A 14,098-nucleotide genomic window follows, 5' to 3' on the forward strand; every position below is an offset into this window, starting at 1 on the left:
CATGAAATTCAGTGAACTTTGGTTACGTGAGTGGGTAAACCCAGCAATTAGTAGCGAAGAGCTTTCTGAACAGCTAACCATGGCTGGCCTTGAAGTTGATGGTGTAGAGCCTGTTGCCGGTGATTTTCACGGTGTTGTTGTGGGTGAAGTGGTTGAATGTGGACAACACCCAAATGCAGATAAACTACGAGTGACAAAAGTCAATGTCGGTGGTGAGCGTTTATTGGACATCGTGTGTGGTGCGCCAAATTGTCGCCAAGGCTTAAAAGTTGCTGTAGCAACGGTTGGGGCGGTATTACCGGGTAACTTTAAAATTAAAGCAGCCAAACTACGTGGTGAGCCTTCTGAAGGTATGCTGTGCTCTTTTTCTGAATTAGCTATCTCAGAAAACCATGAAGGCATTATCGAATTACCTGCTGATGCACCTATCGGTACCGATATTCGCGAATACTTAAAATTAAATGATAATGCGATTGAAATCAGCATTACACCAAACCGAGCAGATTGCTTAGGTATTATGGGGGTTGCTCGCGATATCGCGGTCATTAATAAAATGACATGCCAAATCCCTGATATGTCACCAATTGCAGCCACTTCTTCAGCGACATTTCCTGTGCGAGTTGAAGCACCACAAGCTTGTCCTCGCTATTTAGGTCGTGTTTTCACTAATGTGAATGTGAAAGCGAACACACCATTATGGATGCAAGAAAAATTACGTCGTGGTGGTATTCGCTCTATCGATCCAATCGTTGATATCACTAACTTTGTCTTACTTGAAATGGGACAACCATTACATGCGTTTGATCTTGACCATGTCGATGGGGCTGTGGTTGTTCGTATGGGCAAAGAGGGTGAAAAACTAACTTTACTTGATGGTAATGAAATCACCTTAAAAGATGATGTACTGGTTATTGCTGATGAAAAACAAGCATTAGGAATGGCAGGTATTTTCGGTGGTGAATCTTCTGGTGTTAATGAAGAAACTAAAAACGTATTTTTAGAGTGCGCATTCTTCTCTCCATTAGCGATCACCGGCCGTGCACGTCGTTATGGTTTACATACCGATGCATCTCATCGTTTTGAGCGTGGTGTTGATTCAGCGCTGCAATATCAGGCCATTGAGCGAGCAACGAAATTATTACTCGAAATTTGTGGTGGTGAAGTGGGTGAAATTATTGATGTCACCAATGACAGCTATTTACCCCATGTCGCTCCTATCAAATTAACACGTGCAAAATTAGACCGTTTATTAGGTCATGTTATTGATGATGAACAAGTTGTTGATTCGTTAACACGTTTAGGTTTTGGCGTCACCGTTGAAAATGACGGGTGGTTAGCCACTGTGCCTTCATGGCGTTTTGATGTTGAAATTGAAGAAGACTTAATTGAAGAAGTTGCACGTATTTACGGGTATAACAATATTCCAGATGTACCTTTACGTGCCGATCTGATTATGACAGACCACCGTGAAGCGGATCTGCCATTAAAACGTGTAAAAACCATGCTGGTTGATAATGGATTCCAAGAAGCTATCACTTATAGCTTTGTTGATCCGAAGATCCAAAGCTTACTACATCCTAATGAAGAAGCGTTGATCTTACCTAACCCAATTTCTGCCGATATGTCAGCCATGCGTTTGTCATTGTTGACCGGATTATTAACCACAGTGGTTTACAATCAGAACCGTCAACAGGCTAGAGTTAGGTTATTTGAAGCAGGTCTGCGTTTTGTTCCTGATAATCAAGCAGAATATGGAATACGTCAGGAACTTATGCTAGCTGGTGTGATCGCGGGCAACCGTTATGAAGAACATTGGACTTTAGAGAAGCAAACTGTTGATTTCTTTGATTTGAAAGGTAATATTGAATCAATTCTGGAATTGACAGGCCAGTTAGATGAAATTACATTTAAACCAGCCAATCATTCAGCGCTCCATCCGGGACAAAGTGCTGAGATTTATCTGAGAAATGAATATATTGGCTGTATTGGTGTTGTTCACCCAGAGCTTGAACGTAAACTTGATTTAAACGGCCGTACGGTAGTATTCGAAATACGTTGGGACGCAATCGCAAACCGCAATTTACCGCAAGCGAAAGCTGTTTCACGTTTCCCTTCGAATCGTAGAGATATCGCTGTAGTTGTTCCAAATGATGTGGCTGCAGAAGATATTTTAGCTGAATGTAAGAAAGTTGGCGGAAATCAAATAGTTGGCATAAACTTATTTGACGTGTATTGTGGTAAGGGAGTAGCGGAGGGTTATAAGAGCCTCGCTATTAGCTTAATCTTGCAGGATATCGAGCATACTCTGGAAGAAGATGAGATTGCTGCCACAGTCAATACCTGTGTTGCAGCATTGAAACAGCGATTCCAAGCATCCTTGAGGGACTAGACCTATGGCGCTTACAAAAGCTGAAATGGCAGAAAATCTGTTTGAAAAACTTGGCGTTAGCAAACGCGATGCAAAAGACCTTGTAGAAGCCTTTTTTGAGGAAGTGCGTCGTTCTCTGGAAAATGGAGAACAGGTGAAGCTGTCTGGATTCGGAAACTTTGACCTACGTGATAAAAATCAGCGCCCAGGTCGTAACCCGAAAACAGGGGAAGATATTCCTATTACAGCCCGCCGTGTTGTAACTTTCCGCCCGGGACAAAAGTTAAAAAGCCGGGTTGAAAATGCGACACCAAAAGAGTAATACTTAAACACCAAAACGGCTTTCTATTGAAAGCCGTTTTTTTTGCGACTTACTTCTACGATTTACTCCTTCTATTTTTCTTTTGCTTATCTGTGATAGCGCCTAATAGTCATTTTATTGTTTAAATAAGATGTGCTTGAGGGGAATAATCATTGGTTTAAAATTAATCATACTGGAAGGTTTATTTCCTTAGGATAGAAAATTATATTTTCTTCATTGAAAGGGACTGTGTTATGTTGCCCTACATTTATTAGCAATATATTTATAAAAATAGCGTAATTTATGGGCTATTTACTAAACAATATGAATAATCAATATGATGATCCGCTTAATCAATTACGAAACAAACAGCAAATTAGTGATAAGCTAAAACTCACTTTGCTGGTGTTAGTTTTATTTGTTCTTATTGTTATCTCACTTTCAGCCGGTGAAATTTGGTTATTCCCCAATAAATGGCTCACTGAAGAAGCTAGTTTATTTATTTGGCAAATTAGGCTTCCAAGAATATTGGCTGTGATGATGGTTGGCGCAAGCTTAGCTATTGCTGGTGCCATTATGCAGGCAATCTTTGAAAATCCGTTAGCAGAGCCGGGACTTTTAGGTGTAAGCAGTGGTGCGGGTGTTTGTGTTGTGTTACTGATTGTTTTCCAATTAGGAACTGCATACTGGTTAATAAGCAGTGCCGCGATATTAGGGGCTTTGGGGATCACCTGCTTATTAATGTTTTTCTCACAAATAAAAAAGCTATCTAATGCTCAATTATTATTAATAGGCGTAGCATTAGGGGTATTAGCAAGTGCTGTTATGACTTGGCTGGTCTATTTTAGCTCTGCGTTAGATTTAAGACAATTAATGTACTGGCTTATGGGGAGCTTTAGTGGCATTGACTGGCGCCACCAAATATTATTTTGGGCATTACTTCCAATCATCACACTTCTTATTTGGCAAGCCGATATTTTAAATTACCTTTCTCTGGGGAGTTTTGAAGCCAAAAAACTCGGCATCTCTGTGATTATATGGCGTAATTGGTTTATTTTAACCGTTGGTTTATTAATTGGTTTTAGCGTTGCTCTAGCCGGCGCAATTAGTTTTGTCGGGTTGATTGTACCGCATTTATTACGATTGTCTGGTATCACACATTATAAAACCTTGTTACCGGGCTGTGCTTTAACGGGAGCGAGTTTACTGATATTCGCTGATTTAATATCAAGGCTGATGTTAAATGGCGCAGAAGTCCCTATTGGCGTGATAACTGCCACCTTAGGCGCACCTCTTTTTATTTGGTTATTAGCCACTAAACAGATGGAGCGCTTATAATATGGCACAATTAAAACTATATAAATTAGCTGTCAATAAAAGACTATATGGTATTACTGAACAAGTTAATGATGGCGAACGCATTCATTTAATTGGCGCGAATGGGGCGGGTAAAAGTACGTTGTTAATGGCCATTGCTGGTGAAGTTTCATACGTTGGAAATATATTTTTAAACGAAACTTCAATGAGAGATTATAAAATTGCCGAACTTTCTAGAATACAAAGCGTTGTTAGACAACAATCGTTAGCTTTGCCATTTATGCCAGTGTTTCATTATCTTTCTTTATCCTATCAGTTATCAAAAATGGATATTCAAGAATTGAATGCACTATTAAGCGATTTTCAAATCAATAAATTATTGTCAAAAAATATTCATCATTTATCTGGTGGGGAATGGCAACGCGTTCGGATTGTTGCCACTTTTATACAATTATGGTCAAGCGATGATTTAACAGGAAAATTAATGATGCTTGATGAGCCGACAAATAATTTAGATATTGTACAACTTACTTTATTGGATAAATGGCTAGATAAATTTTGTCTACAAGGTGGCAGTATTATTATGAGTACTCATGATTTGAATCATTCTTATCTAAAAGCAGATAAGTTATGGTTTATGTTAGAGGGAAAAATAATCAACTCAGGTGACTCAGCACTTTTGTTGGATGAAAATTTATTATCTACTACATTTAATACTAAGATTAGATGTAATAGATCAGCAAATAGTGTAATTTGGCAAGTAATAGAGTGATGTTATTGAGTCAGAGTCTGCGCATCGGAAATTATTAAGCCTTCTTTAAGGCTTTCTTAATAACAACGGGTGCTGTGAAACAGCAAATTGTATATAATTAGTTTTTATTCATTCATTAATTAGGCTACATTTTTATGAGTCACTTTCTTCCATTCTCCCGTCCTGCTATCGGGGATGAAGAGATTAAAGCAGTTGAAAGCGTTTTACGCTCCGGCTGGATCACAACAGGTCCCCAAAATCATCAGCTAGAACAAGATTTTTGTGAAAAATTTGGTAGCAAACATGCTATTGCGGTTTGTTCTGCAACAGCGGGTATGCATGTTGTTTTGATGGCGATGGGAATAGGGCCTGGTGATGAAGTTATTACACCTTCCCAAACTTGGGTATCAACTATCAATATCATTACGTTATTAGGCGCAGAGCCAGTAATGGTCGATATTGATCGTGACACATTAATGGTTAGCGCTGAATCGGTAAAAAAAGCGATTACCCCAAGAACCAAAGCAATTATCCCTGTGCATTATGCCGGAGCGCCTTGTGATCTTGATGCACTCAGAGCGGTTGCTGATGAGGCGGGCATTCCTCTAATTGAAGATGCAGCACATGCGATAGGTACTCGATATAAAGATGAATGGATAGGTGAGAAGGGAACTTCTATTTTTTCTTTTCATGCTATTAAAAATGTCACTTGTGCCGAAGGTGGATTAGTTGTTACGGACGATGATGAATTAGCCAATCGAGTCCGTTGCTTAAAATTTCATGGTTTGGGTGTTGATGCTTTTGATCGTCAAATCCAAGGACGTAAACCTCAAGCGGAAGTCGTTGAGCCTGGTTATAAATATAATCTCTCGGATATTCATGCTGCTATCGCGGTAGTGCAATTAAGTCGCTTAGAAGAAATGAATGCTAAACGTGCTGAGTTAGTTGCCCTTTATCGTGAAAAACTTCAAGATTCACCATTGGAAATGTTAAGTGTGCCGGAATATCCACACTTACATGCTAACCATCTCTTTATGGTCAGAGTTGATAAAAATGTCTGTGGTATCGATCGTGATACATTTATGGAAAAACTCAAACAAAAAGAGATTGGTACAGGGCTTCATTTCCGTGCTGCGCATACACAAAAATATTATCGTGAGCGCTACCCTTCGTTATCCCTTCCTCAATCAGAATGGAACTCTGCAACGTTATGCTCGCTGCCACTGTTTCCTGATATGAGCAATAAAGATGTTATTCGCGTTGTCGATGCGATCAATGAAATTCTTTCGGAGCATATCTAGTGTCAACATTTGAAAAAATCAATAAAGTATCAGTCGTTATTCCCGTTTATAACGAGGAAGAGAGTCTCCCACAGCTTTTAGAGCGAACAATCAAAAGCTGTAAACAGTTAGAACAAGAGTATGAGCTGATCCTTGTTGATGACGGAAGCAGCGATAATTCAGCAAAAATGCTAGAAGAAGCTGCCAACATTGAAGATAACCATGTTATTGCGATTATTTTAAATCGCAACTATGGTCAACACTCCGCTATTATGGCGGGTTTTAACCAAGCTGACGGGGATTTAGTCATTACCTTAGATGCTGATTTACAAAACCCACCAGAGGAGATCCCTCGTTTAGTGGCAACCGCAGAAGAGGGGTATGATGTTGTCGGAACTCGACGCCGTAACCGTCAAGATTCGTGGTTTCGTAAAACGGCCTCTAAAATGATTAATGCCATGATAACCAAGGCAACAGGTCGTTCAATGGGAGATTATGGTTGTATGTTAAGAGCATATCGTCGTCATATTATTGATGCGATGTTGCAATGCCATGAGCGTAGTACTTTTATCCCAATTTTAGCGAATACCTTCGCTCGTCGTACGATTGAAATTGAAGTCGCTCACGCTGAGCGTGAATATGGTGATTCAAAATACAGTTTCTTAAAACTCATCAATTTGATGTACGACTTATTAACCTGTCTGACAACTGCACCATTACGTTTATTAAGTGTCGTAGGTAGTGTGATTGCTGTTGCCGGCTTTTTACTTGCCGTATTACTGATTGTACTACGACTTATTTTCGGTGCAATTTGGGCGGCAGACGGAGTGTTTACACTCTTTGCTATCTTATTCATGTTTATCGGTGCGCAGTTCGTTGCAATGGGTCTATTAGGTGAATATATAGGCCGAATTTATAATGATGTAAGAGCGCGTCCTCGGTATTTTATCCAAAAAGTGGTTGGCGTTAAAAAACCCAACAAAAATCAGGAAGAAGACTAATGAAAGCAATAGTATTTGCCTATCATGATATTGGCTGTGTTGGTTTAAAAGCACTTGAAAAAGCGGGTTTCGATATTCAAGCTGTATTTACCCATACTGACGATCCTAACGAAAATCATTTCTTCTCATCCGTAGCGCGTGTTAGCGCAGAAATGGGATTAACCGTGTTTGCTCCAGAAAACGTTAATCATCCATTATGGATTGAGCGTATTCGTGAGATGAAGCCAGATGTCATTTTCTCTTTCTATTATCGCCATATGCTAAGCGATGAGATCCTGAATTTAGCACCTAAAGGTGCATTTAATTTACATGGCTCTTTATTACCTAAATATCGCGGTCGTGCACCTATCAATTGGGCCATTGTCAATGGTGAAACTGAAACAGGTGTCACTTTACATAAAATGACGGCTAAAGCAGATGCTGGTGATATCGTTGCACAAGAAAAAGTAACGATTGAAGATACTGATACTTCATTAATTTTACATGAAAAAGTCAGAGAAGCTGCGGCGAAATTAATGGCTCATACGTTACCGCATATCGCCTCAGGTAACTATTCAACAACAGCGCAAGATGAAAGCCAAGCAACTTATTATGGTCGTCGTTGTGCTGATGATGGTTTAATTGACTGGAATGCAGATGCTAAAACGGTTCATAATTTAGTTCGTGCCGTTACTGAACCATACCCAGGTGCTTTCACTTTCTTAGGTGAGCGCAAAATGATTATCTGGCGCGCACGTCCAGTGGCAGATAACCAAGGTAAACGTCCGGGTACTGTTATTTCGACTAAGCCTTTAGTTATCGCATGTGCGAAAGGTGCAATTGAAGTTATCACAGGTCAAAGTGAAAATGGTCTTTATGTTCAAGGCAGCCGTTTAGCCACTGAAATGGGGATCGTGACAGATGTACGCGTTGGACCAAAAGCAACAGCACAAGTCAAACGTCGTCAACGTGTACTGATTTTAGGTGTCAATGGCTTTATTGGTAACCACCTAACCGAGCGTCTATTAAAAGATGGTAACTATGATATCTACGGTATGGATATCGGTTCATCAGCAATTGAACGCTTTATTGGTAACCCTCGTTTCCACTTTATTGAAGGTGATGTCAGCATTCATACAGAATGGATTGAGTATCACATCAAGAAATGTGATGTGATCTTGCCATTAGTAGCTATTGCAACACCGATTGAATATACCCGTAATCCATTACGTGTATTTGAATTAGATTTTGAAGAGAACTTAAAAATTGTTCGTTATTGTGTTAAATACAATAAACGTATTATTTTCCCATCCACATCAGAAGTATACGGTATGTGCGATGATAAAGAGTTCGATGAAGATAATTCACGCTTAATCGTTGGTCCTATTAATAAACAACGTTGGATTTACTCTGTTTCTAAACAGTTATTAGACCGAGTTATTTGGGCTTATGGTGCTAAAGAAGGGCTGAAATTCACTTTATTCCGTCCATTTAACTGGATGGGGCCACGTCTTGATAACTTAAATTCAGCGCGTATTGGTAGCTCTCGTGCAATTACTCAGTTAATTTTGAACTTAGTGGAAGGTTCACCGATTAAACTGGTTGATGGTGGTGAGCAAAAACGTTGTTTCACTGATATTAATGATGGTATTGAAGCATTATTCCGCATTATTGAAAATCGTGATAACAAATGTGATGGTCAGATCATCAATATCGGTAACCCAACTAACGAAGCAAGTATTCGTGAGCTAGCAGAAATGCTGTTAGATTGCTTTGAAAAACATGAGTTACGCGGTCACTTCCCTCCATTTGCTGGCTTCAAGAAAATCGAAAGTAGCAGCTACTACGGTAAAGGCTATCAAGATGTTGAACACCGCAAACCAAGCATCAAAAATGCTGAGCGTCTGTTAGATTGGAAACCAACTATCGAAACACGCCAAACGGTAGAAGAGACATTAGACTTCTTCTTACGTGGTGCAGTTGAAGAGTTAGGTAATAAGTAATGAAGAAAGTTGGCTTGAGAGTCGATGTGGATACTTATCGAGGTACAAAAGAAGGTATTCCACAATTGCTGGATGTCTTTAACAAGCATAACATTCAGGCCAGCTTTTTCTTCAGTGTCGGTCCAGATAATATGGGGCGCCATTTATGGCGCCTTTTAAAACCGAAATTTCTGTGGAAAATGCTAAGGTCGAATGCCGCTTCATTATATGGACTGGATATTCTATTGGCCGGTACGGCGTGGCCGGGTAAAAAAATTGCCAAAAATTTAGGCTATTTGATGAAACAAACCCAAGATGCGGGGCATGAAGTCGGATTACACTCATGGGATCATCAAGGTTGGCAAGCTAAAGTAGGCCGTTGGTCAACAGAAGAATTAATGCAACAGGTTCGTTTAGGTGTAGAAGCACTGGAAAAAGCACTTGAAAAACCTGTAAAATGTTCTGCGGTTGCTGGGTGGCGTGCTGATGAACGTGTTCTAATGGTTAAAGAAGCTTTCCAATTTGACTACAATAGTGATTGTCGGGGAACGCATCCATTTAGGCCAGTTCTAGAAAATGGTTCTATCGGTACAGTGCAAATTCCAGTAACATTACCAACTTATGATGAAGTGGTCGGTACTAAGGTAAAGGACGAAGATTTTAATCAATTTATTATTGATGAAATCAAAAAAGATCAGGGTATACCTGTTTATACTATTCATACCGAAGTTGAGGGAATGTCAAAAGCGGCTCAATTTGAGCAGTTATTGGCAATGATTGCAAACGAAGGCATCGAATTCTGTCCATTAAGCCATCTACTACCACAAGATATAGACATGCTTCCGATGGGTAAAGTTGTCCGATCTGACTTTCCAGGTCGAGAAGGCTGGTTAGGGTGCCAACAAGAGGTCTAACAAAACTATGTTGAATAACCGGGCGAGTAAAATCGGGGCCATCCTCTTGGCTCTTTTTTTTGTTCTTACCTACTTATTTCCATTGAACAGCCGGTTATTATGGCAACCTGATGAAACACGTTATGCGGAAATTAGCCGTGAAATGGTGGTGAGCGGGAACTGGATTGTTCCCCATATGCTTGATATCCGCTATTTTGAAAAACCAATAGCAGGTTACTGGATTAATAATATTAGCCAGTTAATATTTGGCCACACCAATTTTGCCGTACGCTTTGGTTCAGTTATTTCTATTCTATTAAGTGCGTTACTTATTTATTTATTAGCACGAATGATGTGGCGTAATCGCCAAGTCGCTTTTGTGGCTAGCTTAATTTATTTATCCATGTTTTTGGTGTTTAGCGTCGGAACTTATAGCGTACTTGATCCGATGTTAGCGCTTTGGGTTACTGCAAGTATGGTGTGTTGTTTTTGGGCGTTGAAAGCAACCACGGCAAAAACGCGTATACTGGCATGGATAACGCTAGGTTTAGCTTGTGGTATGGCCTTTATGACCAAAGGCTTTTTGGCATTAGCTATCCCTGTTATTGTGATGATCCCTGTAACCCTTTACCAAAAACAGTTCACTCAGATGTTACTCTATGGTGTGCTTGCTGTTTTAAGTGCGGCGTTAATTAGCTTGCCATGGGTTTTAGCGGTGGCGAAGGCTGAGCCTGATTATTGGCATTATTTCTTTTGGGTTGAGCATATCCAGCGTTTTTCTGGTGATGATGCTCAGCATAGTTCTCCTTTCTGGTATTACATCCCTATAATTTTACTGGGTGTTATTCCTTGGCTTGGATTATTACCAGGGGCACTAACTAGTGCATGGAAGAAGCGCCGTAAGCGTCCTGAACTCTTTTTCTTACTATGTTGGTTTGTAGTACCTTTCCTATTTTTTAGTATCGCGAAAGGTAAATTACCTACTTACATGTTGCCATTTATGGGACCATTGGCGATGTTAATGGCCAAATACGGTGTAGACTGTGCTAGAAAATTTAAAATGAAAGCACTGCGCATTAATGGCTATATTAATATTTTTATTGGTGTCGCTGCTGTTGTTGCAATATTAATTATTCAATTGGTTTCTTCTAAACCTATCTATATGCCTTATGAATGGTCAAAATGGGTATTAGCGATAGTCGCTTTCTCATTATGGGGCATCATTGGTTATCTCTGCTCTACATTAAATGGTAAACATTGGCTATGGGCAGCCTCTTGCTCTTTAGGGGTAAGCTTATGTATTGGGCAAGCCATTCCCAATAGCTCTATTGATGGCAAATTACCACAAGAGTTTATTCGCCAAAATATCGATACCCTCAATGCGAGCAAATATATAGTCAGTAACAGCGTTGGTGTGGGGGCTGGATTAGCTTGGGAATTGCAACGTAGCGATATCTACCTTTATGAGAGAACAGGGGAATTAACCTATGGAATTGAATATCCAGATTCTCAACATAGATTACTAAAACCTGAAAGTTTTGAGCAATGGTTAGAAAATGCCAGAAAAGAAGGTAATGTCTCTGTGGTGATCACTTATAAAGATCCGAAGAAACTGGCGCAGATGCCACGACCTGAAGAGTTAGTGACGAATCGTCGTATGGCTATTTTGACCTATGAGAAACGTAAGTAATGGCCTTTTTTTTGTTACTTATTGTTAGTTTGCTAACCTGTATTGGCCAAGTTTGTCAGAAACAAGCAGTGGTGAGTTGGCAAAATAATTCAACCACTAAAGCCAGAAAGACGATTTTCTGGCTTATTACTGCCATCGCTATGCTAGGCTTTGGCATGTTATTTTGGTTACGTTTACTGCAAATCCTCCCACTTAGTATTGCTTATCCGATGTTGAGTATTAACTTTATTGTCGTCACTTTGATAGGCCAATTTATCTATAAAGAGACGGTTAATGTGAAACATTGGGTTGGTATTGCCTCGATTATGTTAGGTATTGTGTTAATGAGTATGCAGTCATGAAAAACGGTTACTTATGGGCCATCGCCAGCGCATTATTAGTCACAGTTGCACAACTGCTGTTAAAAATAGGTATGTCAGAATTACCTGATCTGCAATTAGAAAAACAGTGGTTTGATCTTCATTGGTTATGGGCAAACATAATACCTATCAGCGTTGTTTTCGTGGGACTGATTGGCTACGTACTGTCAATGGTTTGTTGGTTATTGACTTTACGTACAATCCCCCTAAACAAAGCTTATCCACTCATCAGCCTTAGCTATGTCTTTGTTTATATTCTCGCGGTGGTTTTACCTTGGTTTCAAGAAACACTGTCGTGGTCTAAAACAATAGGTATCATTTTTATTATGCTAGGTGTTTGGTTAATAAGCCAAAAAACGGAGCAAACAACATCGCATTAGCTTAACTGATCAAGTGTTATTCTCTCTTTAAAGTGAGCTATTGTGCGATTGACACTATCAATGCTTGTGTATTCACCTTCAATCACTTGTTTTTACGTAAAAAAGCAGATAGATTTTAAATCTATTGTCAATAATTGGGTGGATGCAATGAGAAAGCCTACTTTTTATTCTTTCTTACTCTGTATTATTCTGCTAGCTGGATGCTCATCGAGTCCCTCTAAGCGTTTCCCACCCGCGCCCCCGTTAAAAACGCAACTTTCTGATCCTATTATGGTCATTGTGCAATTAAAATCTCAGCTAGAGCAATGGTATGGTACGCCTTATCGCTATGGTGGCATGAGCCCATCCGGTATTGATTGCTCAGGGTTTGTGTATAGGACTTATAGTGATCGTTTTGATATACAACTGCCAAGAATGACTATCGACCAAACTAAATATGGTACACAAATTAGTAAAAGTGATTTGATGCCTGGTGATTTAGTATTTTTCAAAACCGGAGGAGGGGATAACGGGCTTCATGTTGGTATTTATGATACTGACAATACCTTTATTCATGCTTCTACCAGTAAAGGCGTTATTCGTTCATCATTAGATAATGCGTATTGGAAAAAAACTTTCTGGCAGGCTCGTCGATTGTAATTTTGTGCCATTGAAGGCGCTAACCTACTGAGTGTTATGCTATCTTATAGCTAACTTTTTTCATATAGGGATATCTTATGTCAGGCAAATTGCGTCTACTTCTTTCTGAGTCTTATGATCCATGGTTTAACCTCGCGGTTGAAGAGTGCATTTTTAAACAGATGCCAGCTGATCAACGAGTCCTTTTTTTATGGCGTAATGATAATACTGTGGTAATTGGTCGAGCACAAAACCCATGGAAAGAGTGTAATACCCGAAAAATGGAAGAAGATGGTGTGAAATTGGCGCGTCGCTCAAGTGGTGGCGGTGCAGTATTTCATGATCTAGGTAATACCTGTTTTACTTTTATGGCAGGCAAACCCGAATATAATAAAACCATTTCGACGCAAATTATTTTAGATGGGTTATCGAAAGCCGACATACAAGCAACGGCATCAGGACGAAATGATTTAGTCGTACCATTGGCTGATGGTGAAAGAAAAATTTCTGGCTCAGCCTATAAAGAGACAAAAGATCGTGGTTTTCATCATGGTACTTTATTAATTAATGCTGATTTATCTCGTTTAGCTAACTATTTAAACCCAGATCCAAAAAAACTACAGGCGAAAGGGATCACTTCGGTGCGCTCTCGTGTCACTAATTTAGTGGAATTAAAACCCGATATAACTCATGAAAAGTTATGCCAAGCGATTACTGACAGTTTTTTTGACTATTATGGTGAGCGTGTTGAAGCTGAAATTATTTCACCACAAAAATTACCTGATTTACCGGGTTTTGCAGAAACATTTGCAAAACAAAGTAGTTGGGAGTGGAATTTTGGTCAAGCGCCTGCGTTTTCACATCTATTAGATAATCGCTTTAAATGGGGTGGTGTTGAGCTGCACTTTGATATTGAACGCGGTACGATTATTAGAAGCCAAATTTATACCGACAGTTTAGATCCCGCACCATTAGAAAAGTTATCGCAGATGTTAGTTGGACAGCGTTATGCTTCTGGATCGATGAAAAGACTATTAGCACAATTAATAGAGCAGTCCCCAAATAACCAATCAGAGCTTGAAGAGCTGCAACAGTGGCTTGTTCATGCGCTTTCTTAATTGATTATTATCTATTTAAGAAAACGACTGACAATAAAATGGTTTGATATAATAAACAAAG

Annotated in this window: 13 protein-coding genes; all 13 read left to right on the forward strand. The window is 39.6% G+C overall.

Features of this window, described 5'->3' with window-relative positions; all coding sequences use genetic code 11:
• Nucleotide 1: 1 nt before the first annotated feature.
• Nucleotides 2–2,389 carry a phenylalanine--tRNA ligase subunit beta gene (gene pheT, locus HMPREF3129_RS01745; protein WP_004247944.1) on the forward strand — a complete coding sequence of 796 codons (2,388 nt, stop codon included), beginning with the start codon at nucleotides 2–4 and terminating at the stop codon, nucleotides 2,387–2,389.
• Nucleotides 2,390–2,393: 4 nt separating this feature from the next.
• Nucleotides 2,394–2,690, forward strand: coding sequence for an integration host factor subunit alpha (ihfA, locus tag HMPREF3129_RS01750; protein ID WP_004242612.1), 297 nt, complete (start codon nucleotides 2,394–2,396; stop codon nucleotides 2,688–2,690).
• Nucleotides 2,691–2,972: 282 nt separating this feature from the next.
• Nucleotides 2,973–4,007 carry a vitamin B12 ABC transporter permease BtuC gene (gene btuC, locus HMPREF3129_RS01755; RefSeq protein WP_004251448.1) on the forward strand — a complete coding sequence of 345 codons (1,035 nt, stop codon included), beginning with the start codon at nucleotides 2,973–2,975 and terminating at the stop codon, nucleotides 4,005–4,007.
• Nucleotide 4,008: 1 nt separating this feature from the next.
• Nucleotides 4,009–4,758 (forward strand): vitamin B12 ABC transporter ATP-binding protein BtuD, encoded by a 750-nt coding sequence (locus tag HMPREF3129_RS01760; RefSeq protein WP_004242614.1) that lies wholly within the window; start codon nucleotides 4,009–4,011, stop codon nucleotides 4,756–4,758.
• 134 nt (nucleotides 4,759–4,892) lie between these two features.
• Entirely contained in the window at nucleotides 4,893–6,038 is a 1,146-nt protein-coding gene (arnB, locus tag HMPREF3129_RS01765; RefSeq protein ID WP_004251446.1) for a UDP-4-amino-4-deoxy-L-arabinose aminotransferase, read from the forward strand.
• Nucleotides 6,038–7,018 (forward strand): undecaprenyl-phosphate 4-deoxy-4-formamido-L-arabinose transferase, encoded by a 981-nt coding sequence (gene arnC / locus HMPREF3129_RS01770; RefSeq protein ID WP_004242618.1) that lies wholly within the window; start codon nucleotides 6,038–6,040, stop codon nucleotides 7,016–7,018. Before arnB ends, arnC begins: the two co-directional genes overlap by 1 nt.
• The gene (gene arnA, locus HMPREF3129_RS01775; protein ID WP_004251444.1) at nucleotides 7,018–9,000 is read left to right on the forward strand and encodes a bifunctional UDP-4-amino-4-deoxy-L-arabinose formyltransferase/UDP-glucuronic acid oxidase ArnA; all 1,983 of its coding nucleotides are present in this window, start codon (nucleotides 7,018–7,020) and stop codon (nucleotides 8,998–9,000) included. The genes arnC and arnA overlap by 1 nt, the downstream gene beginning before the upstream one ends.
• Nucleotides 9,000–9,893 carry a 4-deoxy-4-formamido-L-arabinose-phosphoundecaprenol deformylase gene (arnD, locus tag HMPREF3129_RS01780; protein ID WP_004242622.1) on the forward strand — a complete coding sequence of 298 codons (894 nt, stop codon included), beginning with the start codon at nucleotides 9,000–9,002 and terminating at the stop codon, nucleotides 9,891–9,893. Before arnA ends, arnD begins: the two co-directional genes overlap by 1 nt.
• Nucleotides 9,894–9,900: 7 nt before the next feature.
• A complete protein-coding gene (gene arnT / locus HMPREF3129_RS01785) occupies nucleotides 9,901–11,562 on the forward strand; it encodes a lipid IV(A) 4-amino-4-deoxy-L-arabinosyltransferase (RefSeq protein WP_036918228.1) in 1,662 nt (553 codons plus the stop codon).
• Nucleotides 11,562–11,903: a 4-amino-4-deoxy-L-arabinose-phosphoundecaprenol flippase subunit ArnE gene (gene arnE / locus HMPREF3129_RS01790; RefSeq protein WP_004242624.1), complete on the forward strand. Its 342-nt coding sequence runs from the start codon at nucleotides 11,562–11,564 to the stop codon at nucleotides 11,901–11,903. The genes arnT and arnE overlap by 1 nt, the downstream gene beginning before the upstream one ends.
• Nucleotides 11,900–12,301, forward strand: coding sequence for a 4-amino-4-deoxy-L-arabinose-phosphoundecaprenol flippase subunit ArnF (gene arnF / locus HMPREF3129_RS01795; RefSeq protein WP_004251439.1), 402 nt, complete (start codon nucleotides 11,900–11,902; stop codon nucleotides 12,299–12,301). The genes arnE and arnF overlap by 4 nt, the downstream gene beginning before the upstream one ends.
• A gap of 147 nt (nucleotides 12,302–12,448) precedes the next feature.
• Nucleotides 12,449–12,940, forward strand: a complete 492-nt coding sequence (locus HMPREF3129_RS01800; protein ID WP_017628170.1) for an NlpC/P60 family protein — start codon at nucleotides 12,449–12,451, stop codon at nucleotides 12,938–12,940.
• Nucleotides 12,941–13,017: 77 nt separating this feature from the next.
• A complete protein-coding gene (locus HMPREF3129_RS01805) occupies nucleotides 13,018–14,037 on the forward strand; it encodes a lipoate--protein ligase (RefSeq protein ID WP_004251432.1) in 1,020 nt (339 codons plus the stop codon).
• Nucleotides 14,038–14,098 lie beyond the last annotated feature (61 nt).

This window comes from Proteus sp. HMSC14B05, assembly GCF_001808035.1.
Classification (GTDB): Bacteria; Pseudomonadota; Gammaproteobacteria; order Enterobacterales; family Enterobacteriaceae; genus Proteus; species Proteus mirabilis.